This window comes from Enterococcus sp. DIV0174, from assembly GCF_050529065.1.
Lineage (GTDB): Bacteria > Bacillota > Bacilli > Lactobacillales > Enterococcaceae > Enterococcus_B > Enterococcus_B thailandicus.
Window position 1 is genome coordinate 2,622,501 of record NZ_CP172881.1, and the last position, 18,707, is coordinate 2,641,207.

General features: G+C 36.8%; 16 protein-coding genes, 1 rRNA gene and 1 other annotated feature. Of the genes, 3 read left to right on the plus strand and 14 right to left on the minus strand.

What is annotated here, in order from left to right; genetic code table 11:
* Positions 1–80: 80 nt before the first annotated feature.
* Positions 81–1,641, minus strand: a 16S ribosomal RNA gene (locus tag IGJ93_RS12585).
* Positions 1,642–2,362: 721 nt separating this feature from the next.
* On the opposite strand from IGJ93_RS12585, the gene IGJ93_RS12590 reads away from it, so the two are divergent.
* The 3 genes from IGJ93_RS12590 to serS all read left to right on the plus strand — a co-directional run bounded on the left by IGJ93_RS12590 (position 2,363) and on the right by serS (position 5,808).
* The gene (locus IGJ93_RS12590; RefSeq protein WP_067483692.1) at positions 2,363–3,052 is read left to right on the plus strand and encodes a response regulator transcription factor; all 690 of its coding nucleotides are present in this window, start codon (positions 2,363–2,365) and stop codon (positions 3,050–3,052) included.
* Positions 3,039–4,229 (plus strand): sensor histidine kinase, encoded by a 1,191-nt coding sequence (locus IGJ93_RS12595; RefSeq protein WP_067483690.1) that lies wholly within the window; start codon positions 3,039–3,041, stop codon positions 4,227–4,229. The genes IGJ93_RS12590 and IGJ93_RS12595 overlap by 14 nt, the downstream gene beginning before the upstream one ends.
* A 50-nt stretch (positions 4,230–4,279) precedes the next feature.
* Positions 4,280–4,488 (plus strand) — a binding site (T-box leader).
* Between the two features lie 48 nt (positions 4,489–4,536).
* Positions 4,537–5,808, plus strand: coding sequence for a serine--tRNA ligase (serS, locus tag IGJ93_RS12600; protein ID WP_071869236.1), 1,272 nt, complete (start codon positions 4,537–4,539; stop codon positions 5,806–5,808).
* Positions 5,809–5,876: 68 nt separating this feature from the next.
* Here the strand turns inward: serS and guaB are convergent, their stop codons facing one another.
* From guaB to rpmH, 13 genes are all read right to left on the minus strand, one after another.
* Positions 5,877–7,361, minus strand: a complete 1,485-nt coding sequence (gene guaB, locus IGJ93_RS12605) for an IMP dehydrogenase (protein ID WP_067483686.1) — start codon at positions 7,359–7,361, stop codon at positions 5,877–5,879.
* Between the two features lie 189 nt (positions 7,362–7,550).
* On the minus strand, positions 7,551–8,246 hold the full coding sequence (locus IGJ93_RS12610; RefSeq protein ID WP_071869235.1) for a DUF1129 domain-containing protein: 696 nt from the start codon (positions 8,244–8,246) through the stop codon (positions 7,551–7,553).
* Between the two features lie 89 nt (positions 8,247–8,335).
* Positions 8,336–9,436 (minus strand): redox-regulated ATPase YchF, encoded by a 1,101-nt coding sequence (gene ychF, locus IGJ93_RS12615; protein ID WP_067483682.1) that lies wholly within the window; start codon positions 9,434–9,436, stop codon positions 8,336–8,338.
* Positions 9,437–9,444: 8 nt separating this feature from the next.
* The gene (locus IGJ93_RS12620) at positions 9,445–9,636 is read right to left on the minus strand and encodes a DUF951 domain-containing protein (protein ID WP_067483680.1); all 192 of its coding nucleotides are present in this window, start codon (positions 9,634–9,636) and stop codon (positions 9,445–9,447) included.
* A gap of 17 nt (positions 9,637–9,653) precedes the next feature.
* Positions 9,654–10,544 (minus strand): ParB/RepB/Spo0J family partition protein, encoded by an 891-nt coding sequence (locus IGJ93_RS12625; RefSeq protein ID WP_067483678.1) that lies wholly within the window; start codon positions 10,542–10,544, stop codon positions 9,654–9,656.
* Entirely contained in the window at positions 10,531–11,298 is a 768-nt protein-coding gene (locus IGJ93_RS12630) for a ParA family protein (RefSeq protein WP_067483676.1), read from the minus strand. The genes IGJ93_RS12625 and IGJ93_RS12630 overlap by 14 nt, the downstream gene beginning before the upstream one ends.
* An 11-nt stretch (positions 11,299–11,309) precedes the next feature.
* The gene (gene rsmG / locus IGJ93_RS12635) at positions 11,310–12,023 is read right to left on the minus strand and encodes a 16S rRNA (guanine(527)-N(7))-methyltransferase RsmG (RefSeq protein ID WP_075491813.1); all 714 of its coding nucleotides are present in this window, start codon (positions 12,021–12,023) and stop codon (positions 11,310–11,312) included.
* Between the two features lie 187 nt (positions 12,024–12,210).
* Positions 12,211–14,115: a tRNA uridine-5-carboxymethylaminomethyl(34) synthesis enzyme MnmG gene (gene mnmG / locus IGJ93_RS12640; protein WP_271026987.1), complete on the minus strand. Its 1,905-nt coding sequence runs from the start codon at positions 14,113–14,115 to the stop codon at positions 12,211–12,213.
* Between the two features lie 14 nt (positions 14,116–14,129).
* A complete protein-coding gene (mnmE, locus tag IGJ93_RS12645; RefSeq protein WP_430596960.1) occupies positions 14,130–15,527 on the minus strand; it encodes a tRNA uridine-5-carboxymethylaminomethyl(34) synthesis GTPase MnmE in 1,398 nt (465 codons plus the stop codon).
* Positions 15,528–15,983: 456 nt separating this feature from the next.
* Positions 15,984–16,748 carry an RNA-binding cell elongation regulator Jag/EloR gene (jag, locus tag IGJ93_RS12650; protein ID WP_075491777.1) on the minus strand — a complete coding sequence of 255 codons (765 nt, stop codon included), beginning with the start codon at positions 16,746–16,748 and terminating at the stop codon, positions 15,984–15,986.
* 14 nt (positions 16,749–16,762) lie between these two features.
* The gene (locus IGJ93_RS12655; RefSeq protein ID WP_067483668.1) at positions 16,763–17,584 is read right to left on the minus strand and encodes a YidC/Oxa1 family membrane protein insertase; all 822 of its coding nucleotides are present in this window, start codon (positions 17,582–17,584) and stop codon (positions 16,763–16,765) included.
* Entirely contained in the window at positions 17,581–17,937 is a 357-nt protein-coding gene (gene rnpA, locus IGJ93_RS12660) for a ribonuclease P protein component (RefSeq protein ID WP_067483666.1), read from the minus strand. The genes IGJ93_RS12655 and rnpA overlap by 4 nt, the downstream gene beginning before the upstream one ends.
* A 117-nt stretch (positions 17,938–18,054) precedes the next feature.
* Positions 18,055–18,189, minus strand: a complete 135-nt coding sequence (rpmH, locus tag IGJ93_RS12665; RefSeq protein WP_002293121.1) for a 50S ribosomal protein L34 — start codon at positions 18,187–18,189, stop codon at positions 18,055–18,057.
* Positions 18,190–18,707: the final 518 nt, after the last annotated feature.

Here is an 18,707-nt window from a genome sequence, read left to right on the forward strand (position 1 = left end):
TTTAAATGAAGAGAGTAAACCTCTCAAAACTGAACAAAGTAATGATGACAAACGTGTGTAGTCTCCGTAATATTCCTTAGAAAGGAGGTGATCCAGCCGCACCTTCCGATACGGCTACCTTGTTACGACTTCACCCCAATCATCTATCCCACCTTAGGCGGCTGGCTCCAAAAAGGTTACCTCACCGACTTCGGGTGTTACAAACTTTCGTGGTGTGACGGGCGGTGTGTACAAGGCCCGGGAACGTATTCACCGCGGCGTGCTGATCCGCGATTACTAGCGATTCCGGCTTCATGTAGGCGAGTTGCAGCCTACAATCCGAACTGAGAGAAGCTTTAAGAGATTAGCTTAGCCTCGCGACTTCGCGACTCGTTGTACTTCCCATTGTAGCACGTGTGTAGCCCAGGTCATAAGGGGCATGATGATTTGACGTCATCCCCACCTTCCTCCGGTTTGTCACCGGCAGTCTTGCTAGAGTGCCCAACTAAATGATGGCAACTAACAATAAGGGTTGCGCTCGTTGCGGGACTTAACCCAACATCTCACGACACGAGCTGACGACAACCATGCACCACCTGTCACTTTGCCCCCGAAGGGGAAGCTCTATCTCTAGAGTGGTCAAAGGATGTCAAGACCTGGTAAGGTTCTTCGCGTTGCTTCGAATTAAACCACATGCTCCACCGCTTGTGCGGGCCCCCGTCAATTCCTTTGAGTTTCAACCTTGCGGTCGTACTCCCCAGGCGGAGTGCTTAATGCGTTAGCTGCAGCACTGAAGGGCGGAAACCCTCCAACACTTAGCACTCATCGTTTACGGCGTGGACTACCAGGGTATCTAATCCTGTTTGCTCCCCACGCTTTCGAGCCTCAGCGTCAGTTACAGACCAGAGAGTCGCCTTCGCCACTGGTGTTCCTCCATATATCTACGCATTTCACCGCTACACATGGAATTCCACTCTCCTCTTCTGCACTCAAGTCTCCCAGTTTCCAATGACCCTCCCCGGTTGAGCCGGGGGCTTTCACATCAGACTTAAGAAACCGCCTGCGCTCGCTTTACGCCCAATAAATCCGGACAACGCTTGCCACCTACGTATTACCGCGGCTGCTGGCACGTAGTTAGCCGTGGCTTTCTGGTTAGATACCGTCAAGGGATGAACAGTTACTCTCATCCTTGTTCTTCTCTAACAACAGAGTTTTACGATCCGAAAACCTTCTTCACTCACGCGGCGTTGCTCGGTCAGACTTTCGTCCATTGCCGAAGATTCCCTACTGCTGCCTCCCGTAGGAGTTTGGGCCGTGTCTCAGTCCCAATGTGGCCGATCACCCTCTCAGGTCGGCTATGCATCGTGGCCTTGGTGAGCCGTTACCTCACCAACTAGCTAATGCACCGCGGGTCCATCCATCAGCGACACCCGAAAGCGCCTTTCAAATCAAAACCATGCGGTTTCGATTGTTATACGGTATTAGCACCTGTTTCCAAGTGTTATCCCCTTCTGATGGGCAGGTTACCCACGTGTTACTCACCCGTTCGCCACTCCTTTTCTTTCGGTGGAGCAAGCTCCGGTGAAAGAAAAAGCGTACGACTTGCATGTATTAGGCACGCCGCCAGCGTTCGTCCTGAGCCAGGATCAAACTCTCATAATAAAAGTTAGAACAATCTTTCGATTGTTAAGCTCAATTTGTTTGCTAGCATATTGCTTGCTGTTTAAAAATGTTTGTTGTCTTGAATTGAATCAAGACGCCCTACACATTTGGTTTGTCTTACTTTGTTCAGTTTTCAAAGGTCTACTTGAATTGCCGTAGCAACTTTTATATCATATCAGAGTGACGTTTGAATGTCAACTCTTTTTAAAAAAGTTTTTTTTGATTTCGTTTGAGAAATCTTTCAGCAACTCATTTATCATATCGCATCGTTTGTTATTTGTCAAGAACTTTTTTTGAAGTTTTCCTTGATGAAATCAAGCTTCATAAGCAGTTCTTTTTAAACAACTTAGTTATCTTATCATGCCATAATGAACATGTCAACAACTTATTTAACGACTAATCAACAAAATTTTAATTGCTCTTGTTGAACAAATAATAATATACCAACTTAAAATTCTAAAGTCAATAATAAAAATGCTGTTTTAACAACATTTATAACAAGTTCGATCATTGTTTAATTCTGCTTTAAAATCATTCGCTTTTTACACTATTTTCGCTTGATTTTATATTACATCTGTAATAATTGTTCAGTTTTTTTCTATTATGTTTGATTTACAGTGATTTCTTCTAAATTTTTTGTTAACAAAGTGTTGCTTTTATCTATTTCTGCTTTTTTTTGCTAGAATAATAGTAAACACACTTATTCTGGAGGATTCATTATATGAAAATTTTAATTGCAGATGACGACAAAGAAATTGTAGAGTTATTAAGTATCTATGTACACAATGAAGGTTACGAGGCAGTAAAAGCTTATGACGGAAAAGAGGCACTATCAAAAATTAGAACTATTCCCGATATTGAATTGCTTATTTTAGATATCATGATGCCTGAAATGGATGGTATGCAAGTTGTAAAAGAATTACGAAAAGAATCTCAAATTCCAATTATTATGTTAACAGCAAAAACAACTGATATGGATAAAATCAAAGGGTTAGTTGCTGGTGCAGATGACTACGTAACCAAACCATTTAATCCATTGGAAGTTATGGCGCGTGTAAAATCTTTATTACGTCGTACAAAAATGCAAATAACTGCTGAACAACCGGATGTATTAGAAGTAAATTCATTAATAATCAACAAAGACTCCCATGAAGTAAAAACAATTGACGGGAAAGAAATCCAATTAACTGCTTTAGAATTTGGCATTTTATATCTTTTAGCTAGTCACCCAAATCGTGTATTTAGTGCGGATGAAATTTTTGAACGTGTTTGGAAACAAGAAAGTATTGTCTCAGCAAAAACAGTTATGGTTCACGTGAGCCATTTACGAGATAAGATTGAAGAAGCTACAGGTGGAGAAAAAGTAATTCAAACTGTTTGGGGGGTTGGATATAAAATTGACGCAAGATAAGAGCGTGGGAAAAGAGAAACGACGGCGTATCATTTTAACTTCCAAAGAAATCAGTGAACTTTTAGCAGAAGGAATTATCACAGTTATTCTTTTACTTCTATTAAATGTCGCTATTTTAGTAGTAATTAGTTCTGTCATCAACAGCTCTCCTTCTCTCACAAACGCAATTTGGGACTCAAAAAATATTTTTGCCCAGCGACTTGGCTCTGATCTTTTTTGGAATGGTAGGAATTTTATTATTCCGCTTTTCTTACTATTAGATGTAGCAGTTTTATATTGGCGCTTGATTCGGCGCTATCGACAAATGCAATTACGTCATATTATCAGTGAGCTACATTTCATTGCTAATGGTAATTATGATCATCGAATCCCTTTTGAACTTAGTGGCGATCTTAGTAGAGTTGTTACTAGTATCAATGGCTTAGTAGATAGTACGGTTGCTGCTATTGAGGATGAGCGAAAAATTGAAAAATCAAAAGACGAACTGATTACAAACGTGAGCCATGACATTCGTACACCCTTAACATCCATTATTGGTTACTTAGGTCTGATTGAAGATGGACAATATCATTCTCAAGAAGATCTTTTGAAGTACACACATACTGCTTATGTAAAGGCAAAACAAATGAAATCCTTAGTTGAAGACCTTTTTGAATATACAAAAGTGCGACAGCCAGCAGTGCCTGTTAACTTTTCAGCATTTGATTTGATTCAATTAATCGAGCAGCTTGCTGCTGACTTTGAGTTGGAAGCTGCAAAAAAAAATATTCAAATACTTGTTCAATCTAAAGAGTCTTCTCTGATTATGGATGGGGATACAGAAAAATTGGTCCGCGTCTTTAATAATTTAATTACAAATGCCCTGAAGTACGGTAAAGGAGCTACAAATATTATCATTGAAGTCGAACGTGTCGGAACAGAAGTTGTAGCAGTCGTTAAAAATAATGGGGCAATGATTCCAAAACAATCTCTTGATAATTTATTTGATCGTTTTTATCGTGTGGAAGAATCTCGATCACAAGCAACTGGCGGAACAGGACTTGGGCTAGCAATTGCTCAAAGTATTGTTGCATTACACGGTGGGTACATTTATGCAAAATCAGATCAAAGTTGGACTTCATTTATTATGCACCTACCTTTGAAAAAAAATAGTAAACTTCCTCAAGATGAAAAATAATCAGTTGACGAATATCTCATTTTTCGATATTCTTAAGTCAATTAGTGAATACTAAACACAGAACCTAGTACACTTTATTTTTTAACAGAGAGCTGATGGTCGCTGCAAATCAGCAAAAAATAATTTGGAAGTTCCAGTTCTATGATGTGTGCTTTTTGAAATAAGAAAAGCCGGTTAACAGCCGTTATCTGTAAACAAGAGCAGCAATTAAAGCTGAACTCGGGTGGTACCGCGAATACAAAACTATTTCGTCCCAAGATTTTTGGGAAGGAATAGTTTTTTTTATTTATAAAGGAGGAATTAATTAATGTTAGATGTAAAAATGATGCGTCAGAACTTTGACTCAGTTCAAGAAAAATTAATGACACGTGGCGTAAAAAAAGAAACTTTGGCTGAATTTATGGAATTAGATGAAAGTCGTCGTAATCTGCTTGTAAAAAGTGAGGAATTAAAAAAATATCGAAATGATGTTTCTGCAGAAATTGCACAACTAAAACGTAATAAAGAAGATGCTTCTGCAAAAATTTCAGAAATGAAAGAAGTTGGTGGGAACATCAAAGCCTTAGATACAGAAATTGCTGATGTTGATGAAAAACTTACTCAGATTGCTACTACTTTACCAAACTTGCCTAATGACTCAGTACCAATTGGAAAAGATGAAGACGATAATGTAGAAGTTCGTCGTTGGAGCAATCCCCGAAACTTTTCTTTTGAACCTAAACCACACTGGGAAATCGCAGAAAATCTTGATATTTTAGATTTTGAACGTGGCGCAAAAGTTTCAGGAAGCCGTTTTGTTTATTATAAAGGATTAGGTGCACGCCTAGAACGCGCCGTGTATAATTTTATGCTTGATCAACATATTTATGAACATGGTTATACTGAAATGATTACTCCTTACATTGTTAACAGTCGTGCAATGTTCGGGACAGGTCAATTTCCAAAATTTAAAGAAGATGTTTTCCAATTAGAAAATACCGATTTAACATTGATTCCTACTGCAGAGGTTCCTTTAACCAACTATTATAATGACGAAATTTTAGATGGAAAAGATTTACCAATTCGCTTTACCGCTCTTAGCCCTGCTTTCCGTTCAGAAGCTGGTAGTGCTGGTAGAGATACTCGTGGTCTGATTCGTTTGCACCAATTTAACAAAGTTGAAATGGTTAAATTTTCTGATGCTGAACATTCTTATGAAGAACTAGAAAAAATGACTAATGATGCTGAAGATATTTTGCAAAAATTAAACTTACCTTATCGTGTCGTTGCTTTGTCAACAGGTGACATGGGCTTCTCTGCTGCTAAAACGTATGATTTAGAAGTTTGGATTCCCGCGCAAGATACTTTCCGTGAAATTAGTTCATGTTCAAACTGTGAAGATTTCCAAGCACGTCGAGCAATGATTCGCTACCGTGATGAAGATGGAAAAATTCATTACGCTCATACATTGAATGGATCTGGTTTAGCTGTTGGCCGTACAGTTGCAGCTATCTTAGAAAACTACCAAAATGAAGATGGCTCAGTAACTATTCCTGAAGCTCTAGTGCCATATATGGGTAATTTAAGAGTAATCAACTAAATTTACTTTCTAAAACAAAAAACTTCCACCAAAATCAATTATGATTTTGGTGGAAGTTTTTCTTTTATTTATGATTCAACTGAGTAGTTTGGTGCTTCTTTAGTGATTTGAACATCATGTGGATGTGATTCTTTTAGTCCACTGCCACTCATTTGGATGAATTGTGCATCATCTCGTAGTTGTTGTAAGTTTGCAGCTCCGACATAGCCCATTCCTGATTTTAATCCACCAATCATTTGGAAGATAATATCTGCTACGCTTCCTTTATAAGCTACACGTCCTTCAATACCTTCGGGAACTAATTTATTTGCTTCATTGATACTTCCTTGGAAATAACGATCTTTTGATCCTTTTTCCATCGCACCTAATGAGCCCATTCCACGATATGTTTTGAAACGACGACCTTGGAAAATTTCGAATTCACCTGGTGATTCATCTGTTCCGGCTAGCATACTACCTAACATAACTGCATGTCCTCCAGCAGCTAGTGCTTTAACAATGTCACCTGAATATTTGATTCCGCCATCGGCAATAATTGTTTTACCATACTGACGCGCAACAGAAGCTGCATCATAGATTGCTGTCAATTGAGGAACACCGACACCTGCAACAACACGGGTTGTACAAATCGAACCAGGTCCAATACCAACTTTAACAACATCAACACCAACATCATAAAGTGCTTTCGTTGCTTCAGCAGTTGCTACATTTCCAGCAATCAGTGTTGCTGCTGGGAAAGTTTCACGAATTTCTTTAATCTTGCGAATTACACCTGCACTGTGTCCATGAGCTGTATCAATAATGATTGCATCTACACCAGCAGTTAACAATGCATCAGCACGTTCAAAAGTATCGCTTGTTACGCCTACAGCAGCAGCAACTAATAAACGACCATGTTCATCTTTCGCAGCATTAGGAAATTCGATGACTTTTTCAATATCTTTGATAGTAATCAAGCCACTTAAACGACCATCTTCATCGACGATTGGTAATTTCTCAATTTTGTGTTTTTGTAAAATTTTCTCTGCATCTTTTAGAGAAGTTCCTTCTGGGGCAACAACTAAGTTATCCTTTGTCATCACATCGTCAATCGGAATATGATAATCTGTTACGAAACGCATATCACGGTTAGTAATGATTCCTACTAATTTTCTATTTTCCAAAGTTTCAACAATTGGAACACCACTAATTCGATATTTACTCATTAATTCTTCAGCATCAGCAACTAGATGTTGTGGTGTTAAAAAGAATGGGTCAATGATGACGCCACTTTCTGAACGTTTTACTTTGCGAACTTCTTCTGCTTGTTGGTCAATTGTCATGTTCTTATGAATAACACCTAGACCACCCTGACGAGCCATCGCAATTGCCATCTTACTATCAGTTACTGTATCCATGCTTGCGCTCATAATTGGAATATTTAACTTAATGTTTTTTGCTAGTTGTATGCTCATATCCACTTCGTTTGGTAACACGTGACTTTCTGCTGGTATCAATAAGACATCATCAAAAGTAAAACCTTTTTTCGTGAACTTTGTTTCCCAGTTGGACATTGTTAGTACCACTCCTCTAATTTAGTTTATCTATTAAAATAAGCGATTTTATCCTTTAAGTCAATAACTAAGAAGCAACTGCTGCTTTATTTCTCATAAAACAAAGATTTTATTTTGATTATTCTCATTGTTACGAAAGAAAATATAAAAAAAAACAACGCACGAATAATTTCGTACGTTGCTTGCTAATTATCTTCTTGGAACAGATAGACTGCCCACGATTTCATATTTTTTCTTCAAGTAGTAACGTAGTGCTAATGCTGCTGCACCAATCACAATTACTGCAATTGGATTTAACACTGGGTTAAGAACTGGTGGAAGTAACGTTGTCGCTGAGAATGCGATTACCCACACAAGTGTTGAACCACCTAAAATCAATAATGTTTTTAACATTCCTGGTTTCTTGCTTCTATCTGCACCTGGATATTCATACTGATAAATATATTTATACATCATATAAAATACCCAACCACCGATAGCTGATCCAAACAGAAGTGTTGAGATTCCATAAGCTGGAGCTGTTTCACGTGAAAAGAAACCTGTAATTGCAATCATGATACTCAATAAACCTAATAACAATAATGTATTATCTAACCACATCAAAACTGGTGTAGAAGATTTTTTAGGTGCTACTGGCTTACTAATAATTGATTCTGTTCGCTCAGAAACTGTTCCAAAAAGCTGACGTGCAGTTTTGCCGCCTTTTTGTTCTTTCACCAAGACAGGTAACATATCATGAAGCGCATTAACTTTCTCTGCCTCAGATAAGTTTGCTGCTTCTAAAGATTTTTTCAAATCAAAAATATACTGTTGGTTTCGCTTCGTTAATTGTGTTTCTAAATTATTATTTTCTTTCACCATTTCACGTAATTGCTCTGGTTCCATGATCTAGTAGTCCTCCTTAGCCGTTAGTTTGCTTAACGGTCGTCACAAAAAATATTTTAACATATTTTTAGCAAACTATGATAGCCCTTTTATACATTAAAACGGAACAACATAACGTCTCCATCTTGTACAATGTACTCTTTACCTTCTAAACGAACACGTCCAGCTTCTTTAGCTGCATGCATATTTCCATATTTATTCAAATCATCGAATGAAACTGTTTCTGCACGAATAAAGCCACGTTCAAAGTCCGTATGGATAATTCCAGCTGCTTGTGGTGCCTTGATTCCTTTTCTGAAAGTCCAAGCACGCACTTCTTGCTCACCTGCTGTGAAATAAGTTGCTAATCCAAGTAATCCGTAGGCTGCACGAATCAATTGATCTAAACCAGATTCTTCAATTCCTAAAGCTTCTAAGAATTCTGCTTTGTCTTCTTCATCTAGTTCAGCAATTTCTTCTTCTGCTCGGGCACAAACTACGATAACTTCAGCATTTTCTTCTGCTGCAAAATTGCGCACTTCTTGAACATAATGATTTGATTCTGCATCAGCAACATCATCTTCTGATACGTTCGCCACATATAAAATAGGTTTAGTTGTCAGTAAAAATAGACTCTTAACGATTTTTTGTTCTTCTTCCGTAAATTCGATTGAACGGGCAGAACGGCCTTCTTCTAAAACTGGTTTGATTTTATCCAACACAGCTAACTCTGCCACAGCTTCTTTATCTTTTGTTTTTGCTACTTTAGCCACACGTGTATAACGTTTAGTAATTGATTCCAAATCAGCTAAAACCAACTCTAAGTTGATTGTATCAATGTCGCCTAAAGGATCTACACGACCTTCAACATGGGTGATGTTATCGTCATCAAAACAACGAACAACATGACAAATTGCATCTACTTGGCGAATATGGCTTAAAAATTTATTTCCTAATCCTTCACCTTTACTTGCGCCCTTAACGATACCGGCAATATCAGTAAATTCAAATGTCGTTGGTACAGTTTTTTTCGGTTGTACAAGTTCTGTTAAGCGTTGTAAACGCCAGTCTGGTACTTCAACCATTCCAATGTTTGGATCAATTGTTGCAAAAGGATAGTTCGCTGCTTCTGCTCCAGCTTTTGTAATTGCATTAAATAAAGTTGATTTTCCTACGTTGGGCAAGCCAACGATTCCAGCAGTCAATGCCATAAATTAATTCACTCTTTCTTTGCCTTTTTTTCAAGTATTTTTTTTAGTTTTTTTTCAAAATCGCGACGTGTCATCATCACGATATGGCCACAGTTCACACATTTAATTTTGATGTCTGCTCCCATACGAATGATTTCCCAACGATTTGTTTGACAAGCATGAGGTTTTTTCATTTCAACAATATCGCCTAAATCATACATAAAATAGCCTCCTGTTTCTACTCTTCATCAAATTGAATGTTAAGAATATCAAGAATTCTTGTTAAATCGTTTTGTGAAAGATACTCAATTTCAATTTTTCCTTTGCCATCTTTTTCTTGAATTGCAACACTCGTACCAAATTTATCCATCAAACGATCTTCGCTTTCACGAATGTAATAAGGTTTTTCTTTTGCCAAACGTGGGATTTTTTTCTTTTCTTTCCCATCATTTTGATTTAATTCAGACACTGTTTGTTCTAATTGACGAACAGTTAAGTTTTCAGATACTACACGATTAGCTAATTTCAAAATAAGATCTTTATTTTTTAGACCTAATAAGGTTCTAGCTTGTCCCATTGATAAACGGTGATCTTGAACCATTTCCTTCACTAGATCTGGTAAAGACAACAATCGTAAGTAGTTCGCAATGTAAGGACGACTTTTCCCTAAACGGCTGGCTACTTCTGCTTGTGTCAAATTCAAATTTTTCATCAGCATTTCGTAAGCTTCTGCTTCTTCTAAAGGATTTAAATCTTCTCGTTGCAAGTTTTCTAAAACAGCAACCTGCATCATTGCTTCTTCATTGAATTCTCGTACAATTGCTGGAATTGTTTCTTTTTCAGCTAATTTTGAAGCACGAAAACGTCGCTCACCAGCGATAATTTCATACCCTTTTACCGTAGATCTTCTAACAATAATTGGTTGAAACACACCCGATTGTTCAATTGAATTAGCTAGCTCCTGTAGAGATACTTCTTCAAACGTTTTTCGTGGTTGATAAGGATTAGGACGTAGCTCGTTCAAAGGTAATTGAATAACTGCTTCGTCTTTTACATCAACACTTTCTAAATTTTCTAAATCTTGAAATAGCGCGTTGATTCCTCGACCTAGGCCTTTATTTTTCTTCACGATCAACCACTTCCTTTGCCAATGCTTGATAAACTTCTGCTCCTCGAGAACGTGGATCGTAGTCAATAATTGGTAGACCATGACTTGGTGCTTCTGATAAACGAACATTTCTTGGAATAATCGTATCATAGACTTTTTCACGGAAATACTTACGAACTTCTTCCACAACTTCTGTCCCAAGGTTCGTTCTTGCATCATACATCGTTAATAAAACGCCAGCAATTTCTAAGTCGGGGTTAAAATGTTTTTGTACTAAACGAACGGTATTAAGTAATTGGCTTAAGCCTTCTAAAGCATAATACTCACACTGGACAGGTATTAAAATTGCATCACTAGCAGTAAACGAATTGATTGTTAAGTGACCTAAAGAAGGCGGGCAATCAATCAAAATATAATCATATTGATTCTTTACTTCTGCTAAAGAACCTTTTAATCGAGATTCTCTAGCCATCATAGAAGTTAATTCAATTTCTGCTCCAGCTAATTGGAGAGTAGCAGGCACGATATTTAAATTTTCATGTTCTGTTACAATCGTTGCTTCTGCAATTGGCAATTCATTCACCAATACATCGTAAATATCTTGCTTAACATCCGGTTTTCGGACACCCACACCGCTAGTAGCATTTCCTTGCGCATCCATATCAACTAAGAGTACTTTTTTTCCTAGGCTAGCAAGACAAGCACCTAGATTAACTGTAGTTGTCGTTTTACCAACTCCACCTTTTTGGTTTGCAACAGATATAATTTGTGCCATCTCTTCTCCTCCTACTTAATGGGTTGCTTATTAGGCAATCCAGGTTTTCTTGGATATTTTTTTGGTGTGACTTTTTTCTTTTCTATAGTAAGAATATGACGTTGATCCGAAATTTTTGGCAGATCAACTGCTGTCTCCTTGATAAATTTACCACCCAAGATAGCAATTGCATGTTTTGCTTCAGTCAATTCTTCTTCACTTTTAGCAGCTTTTAATGCATAAAAATGACCACCTAACTTGACTAGTGGCATACATAATTCTGCCAATACGTTTAATCTAGCAACAGCCCTTGCAGTAACTAAGTCAAAAGATTCACGAAATTCTATGTTTTGCCCAAATGTTTCTGCGCGATCATGGTATAAAGAAGCACTAATACCTAATAAGTTAGTTAATTCTGTTAAGAAAGTAATTCGTTTATTTAATGAGTCAACAATTGTAATTTGTAGCTCTGGAAAAACAATTTTTAATGGAATACTTGGAAAGCCTGCGCCTGATCCAACATCACACAAAGAAAGCTTCTCGGTAAAGTCAACTTCAAAAGCCAGTGTCAGCGAATCATAAAAATGTTTCAAATACACTTCATTTTCATCTGTAATAGCTGTTAAATTCATTTTTTCATTCCACTCAACTAGTGTTTTAAAATACGTGGCAAATTGCTCCATCTGATGATCTGATAAATGAATTTGTTTTTCTGCTAATGCTTGGCGAAATTCTTCTGGTGTCATAATTAGTCCTTTCATTGTGAAACAGAAATTGTTTCACAGAATCTTCTCCTACTTTAACGCAATTTTCTTTTTCTTGCAATGCTTCCTTGGACAATCTTAAAAAAATTCGCACTAAAAAACGAACAAAAAAGAACTCGAGCAAGTATATAAATTATTACAGCTCAAGTTCTCTTTTTATTTTAAAAATTTATTGGGCAGATGCGTTAACTTTCGCAATCTTCCCTTGTTCGATATAGACCATCAGAATACTCAAATCGGCAGGATTTACACCACTAATTCGACTCGCTTGCGCAATCGTTTCAGGTTGAATTTTTTGCAATTTTTGTTTTGCTTCTGTAGCTAAACCATTGATTGCTGCGTAGTCGATATTTTCTGGAATTTTTTTAGCTTCCATACGTTTTAATTTTTCAACTTTTTCCATGGCTTTTTTGATGTAACCTTCATATTTAATTTGAATTTCAACTTGTTCAATTTCTTTATGTGTCAGTGCATCATTTTCTGGAATAAATTTTAACAAATCTGCGTAAGAAATCTCTGGACGTTTCAAGAAATCACTTGCCAAGACACCATCTTTTAATGATGCTGCTTCAATGCTACTCAAGAAAGCTTGGACTTCCTCTGTTGGCTTAATTCGAATGCTCATTAATCGTTTAATTTCTTGCTCAACCGCTGCTTTCTTCGATAGGTAAGAATCATATTGTTCTTCTTTTACTAATCCAATTTGATGACCCATTTCAGTCAAACGTAAATCTGCATTGTCATGTCGTAAAATCAAACGATACTCGGCACGAGAAGTAAGTAAACGATAAGGTTCATTTGTTCCTTTTGTCACCAAATCATCAATCATCACACCAATATAGCCATCACTACGTTTAATTACGAAAGGATCTTTTTCTTGGACTTTTAATGATGCATTGATTCCAGCAATCAGACCTTGACCTGCCGCTTCCTCATACCCACTTGTTCCGTTTGTTTGACCAGCTGTATACAAGTTTTCAATTACTTTTGTTTCAAGTGTTGGACGTAATTGATGTGGCTCAATGACATCATACTCAATGGCATATCCCGTACGCATCATTTCCACTTTTTCCAAACCAGCAATTGAATGCAATACATCTACTTGAACATCTTCTGGTAACGATGTGGATAGCCCTTGGACGTATACTTCTTCTGTATTTAATCCTTCTGGCTCTAAAAACAATTGGTGACGTGGTTTATCAGCAAAGCGAACAATTTTATCTTCAATTGAAGGGCAGTAACGTGCGCCCACACCTTCAACAATTCCAGTAAACATCGGTGCACGATGTAAATTGTCACGAATAATTTGATGCGTTGATTCACCAGTGTAAGTTAACCAACAAGGCTCTTGATCAATTTTATATGCACTATCAGGTGTGCTAAAACTAAAATGATTAGGTTTTTCATCACCAGGTTGTTCTTCTGTGACTGAATAATCAATTGTACTTGATTTTACACGTGGTGGTGTTCCTGTTTTAAATCGTTCAATCTTAAACCCTAATTCCTTTAGATTATTGGCTAAACCTACTGATGGCTGTGAGTTATTTGGACCTGATGAATATTTTAATTCACCAATAATAATTTCACCACGAAGAGCTGTTCCAGCTGTGATAACAACAGCTTTCGCGCTATAACGTGCGCCTGTAGAGGTAACGACGCCACGACAAACACCATCTTCAACAATTATTTCTTCAACAATTCCTTGTCGTAGCGTCAAATTAGGTTCTTTTTCAATGGTATGTTTCATTTCTGAGGCATAGGCATGCTTGTCAGCTTGTGCGCGCAAAGCACGAACTGCAGGTCCTTTTCCGGTATTCAACATTCTCATTTGAATGTACGTTTTGTCAATATTTTTTCCCATTTCTCCGCCTAAAGCATCAATCTCACGAACAACCACTCCTTTAGCTGGTCCGCCTACTGATGGATTACAAGGCATAAATGCAACCATATCCAAATTAATTGTTAATAGCAATGTTTTCGATCCTAGTCTAGCCGAGGCTAACGCTGCTTCAGATCCAGCATGCCCTGCTCCAACAACGATGACATCATACGACTCTGCTTGATATTGATTCAAAAGATGTTCCTCCTCTATTTTCCTAAACAAAATTGACTAAATAACTGTGTTATCAATTCATCTTGGACACTATCTCCAACTACTTCTCCAAGATAGTCCCAACAACGTGTCATATCGATTTGAACTAAATCAACAGGCATACCAGCCTCTATTCCTGTGACCACTTCATCTAATGAAATAGCTGCTTTTTCTAATAATGCGATATGTCGCGTATTTGAAACATAAGTTGCATCTTTCTCGCCTGTTTTCCCACCGAAAAACAGTTCAGTAATAGCAAGTTCTAATTGATCCAAACCATCATTGTTTGTGACTGAAACTGGAAAAACAGGTTCATGATTAATAAATGTTGCTAGTTTATCTAGTTCAATTTTTGCGGGTAGATCAGTTTTATTTAAAAGAATGATTCTCTTTAATCCATTGGTTGCTTCTAATAATTGTTCATCTTCTGCTGTTAGAGCTTCACTTTGATTTAAAACTAATAAAATCAAATCAGATTCAGACAAAGCTTTTCTACTTCTTTCTACACCAATTCGTTCTACAACATCATCCGTCTCACGAATTCCAGCTGTATCAATCAATTTCAAAGGTACCCCCCGAACATTGACATATTCTTCAATCACATCACGTGTCGTTCCGGCAATATCAGTTACAATTGCTTTTTCTTCTCGCAATAAATGATTTAGCAAACTTGATTTCCCTACGTTAGGGCGTCCAATAATTGCTGTGCTTAGCCCTTCTCGTAAAACTTTTCCTTGTTTTGAAGTTGCCAATAGCTCTTCAATTTTTTGATGAACCATTTGCGCTTTTTCAAGTAATAATTTAGTTGTCATTTCTTCAACATCATCATATTCTGGATAATCAATATTGACTTCAACTTGTGCTAACGTTTCTAAAATTTCTTGGCGCAATGCACGAATTAATGAAGAAAGATTTCCATCTAATTGATTAATTGCTAGGTCCATTGCCTTATCTGTTTTTGCACGAATTAAATCCATGACAGCTTCTGCTTGTGACAAATCCACCCGTCCATTTAAAAATGCACGCTTTGTAAATTCTCCTGGCTCCGCTAGACGCGCACCCTCTCTAAGTAAAAGCTGAAGTACCTGATTGACTACAACAATCCCACCATGACAATTAATTTCAACCACATCTTCACGAGTAAAAGTTTTCGGTGCTAACATTACTGAGACCATCACTTCATCCACTAGATGATTATCTTTTGGATCAGCTATATGACCATAATGAATCGTGTGGCTAGGTACTTCGAGTAAAGTTTTTGTTCCACTACGATAAACTTTATTGGCAATTTGAACTGCATGATCACCACTCAAGCGTACAATACTAATTGCACCTTCACCTGGTGGCGTTGAGATTGCTGCGATTGTGTCAAACTCCAAAGTAATTTCAGCCATTTTTTCACTTCTCCTTTAATTTTACGCACAAAAAAAGCGCCCACTCCACCCTTTACATAAAAAGGTGAACTTAGCACTTTGACTGCTTGTTCTTGATTAAATTCTTGTCATAGACTATCACATTTCTAAAAATGAATCAAGTTCTTTTGATTGACTAGTCTCTAACCTTATTTTTAAGCAAAAAAGTACAAAGCAAATGCCTTGTACTTCTTTTTATCAAAGTTAGACTACTACGATCGTATACTTCGATAAGAATGATTTCTAGTAAAATATACTTGGTTTAAAAAATTTTGTCAATCTGATTTTATTTCTTCACACCATTTAGCCATAAAAAAATTATTTTAGTGTTCTTTTTTCTTTATTATCTTATATATATAGAAACAAAAATAGAAACAAAAAAGGAAATGTCACAAGTCAACTGACTTGTGACATTTCCTTTTTGATTTTTATTTCACTTTAATAGAATCTTTTTGCTGGCTCAACAACTAAATATCGATAAGGCTCTTCACCTTCAGAGTGTGTTTTTACTCCGTCATTTTTACTTAGTGCTGCATGAATCTGTTTTCGCTCAAAAGCCGGCATTGGTTCTAAAAATACTGGCTGACCTGTACGAATGACTTTATCAGCTGTTCGCTCAGCTAAACGCTGAATAATTTCTTGGCGCTTTTCACGGTAGTTTCCTACATTAACAACAATTGATAATTTGTTTGTAGCCACCCGATGGATAAATACTTGTGCTAAATACTGCAAAGCATTCAGTGTCTTCCCATGTTTACCAATTAAAATTCCTTGTTTTTGTGTTTCTAAGTGAAAAACAACTAAGTTTGCTTCTCTCTCCATTTTTACCAGAGCAGGCGCGTCCAAATGTTTAGAAATTTCAGTAAGATAAAGTGCCAATTCCGTTAAAGCTGCTTCATCATCCAAGTCACTTAATTCTTGTTCTACTGAACTTTCTTCTGACTCTACTTCAATTTCATCGATCACTGTGATTTCTACAGGAGCTTCTTCTAGAACGTCTTCAACTGTTTCTTCCACTACTTCTGAAATAGTTTCACTAACAGATGGCTCAATAGACACTTGAGCATCTTTACGGCCCATCCCAAGGAAACCTTTTTTTCCTTCGTCAAGTATCTCAAGTTCAACTTGATCTTTAGTCAAACCTAATTGATTCAAACCATTTTGAATGGCTTCATCTACTGTTGCAGCTTTATAAATCGGCATTAGCATTACCTCCCTTATTTTTTACGTTTTTTCTTAGGACTTGTGGCTTTTTTCAACGCTTTTTCTTTTTCACGAATCTTCATTGCTACTTCTTCACGTTCTTTACGGATCTTAAACGGATTATTAATCAACAATGTCTGAACAACTTGAAAGGCATTTGAAACTACCCAGTATAATGAAAGACCACTTGCTAAGTTAACACCCATAACTAAAATCATCACTGGCATAGCAAAACTCATAATTTTTGTTGTTGGGTTTGACTCAATTTGACTCATACTAGATAAGTAAGTACTTGCAAAAGTAAAAATTGCAGCTAAAATTGGCAAAATAAATGTTGGATCTGCTTCACCTAAATTAAGCCAAAGAAAATGTCCCTGTTTTAATTCTGGTACACGAGAAATTGATTGCCATAATGCCATCAAGATTGGCATTTGTACCAACAAAGGAAGACATCCAGCGTATGGATTTACACCATTTTCAGCGTAAAGCCGTTGTTGTTCTTCTCTCAATTTGCTTTGAGTCTCAGGATCTTTAGAAGAATATTTCTGTTGTAGCTCTTTTAATTTCGGTTGAACTTCTTGTGTTTTGCGCATACTTTTTGTTTGAAAATGCATTAATGGTAATAAAATTACCCGAATCACTAATGTAAATAGGATAATCCCGATTCCAGCATTCCCAAATGATAAGCCTTTAATCGCTTGAGCAAAATTATAAACAATGTAGCGATCCCAAATTCCTGTACTTTGTGCACTCACTTCTCCAGTTCCACAACCAGACAAGATGACAACTAAACTAATTATGCCAGCCATCAAAAGTAAACGTTTGTATTTCTTCACGTACTCGTTACCTCTCTATCGATTATTTTTGCAAGCTTTAAGACATGGACTAAATTTGAGCGAATCTCATCGTAAGTCAGTCCTTTAACACTTGGTCTTGCAATTACAATAAAGTCTAATTCTGGATCGATTTCATCTTTAAAAGAATAAATCGCTGCACGAATCTTTCTTTTTACATCATTGCGGGAGACTGCATTTCCAACTTTTTTACCTACTGAAAGTCCTACTCTAAAATGAGGTTGGTCTTTTTTATCTAATCGGTAAACAACAAACTTACGGTTAGCAAAGGAAGCCCCTGTTTTAAAGACGGCTTGAAACTCTCGTTCTTTTTTTACTCGATACGCTTTTTTCATTAGTTTTCTTTCCTTTTCTATCTCTCACTTACGTGAACCATCATACCATATTTACTGTTATCAGTTCATCATTTCCCTAAAAAAGGGCATAAAAAAAACCACTGAAACCCCAGTGGCCTAAGCTGAAAGAACTTTTCTTCCTTTACGACGACGGCTTGCTAAAACACGACGTCCATTTTTAGTACTCATACGTTTACGGAATCCGTGAACTTTTTGACGTTTACGTTTATTTGGTTGGTATGTTCTTTTCATGTATTCCACCTCCAAAATTTCTTATCTAATTATAAACACAGACATACTTTGATAGTATACCGACTAGAATGCTGTTTTGTCAATATAAAATAATATTAACTCTCTTAAAACTTATCCACAACATTATTTTTTGCCGTGTGATTTTTTTGTGGAAAAAGTTATCAACAACAATTATCCACAATTTTTTTAGCCCATTTTTTACACAGAATAAACACATGTAAAAAAAGAAATCCACAGACTCTCTCTTTTCTGTGAATTGTTTATTCAATCGCTTATAAATATTAACTTTTTTATCCACAAGTGCTTGTTAAAAACTTTTTTATTAGCTGACTTATCCACCTGTTGATTACTCCTGTGGATAAACTTTTTCCTCTCTTGTGATTTTCTCTTTTTTTTTGACGTGGATTTTGTGGATAATACAAATAAATTTATTTTTTTCTTTTCTTTCTGTGGAAAACTATCTGAAAAAATGCTAAATTAGTACTAGTTATTCACTTTTTAATGAAGGAGGAAGCCTT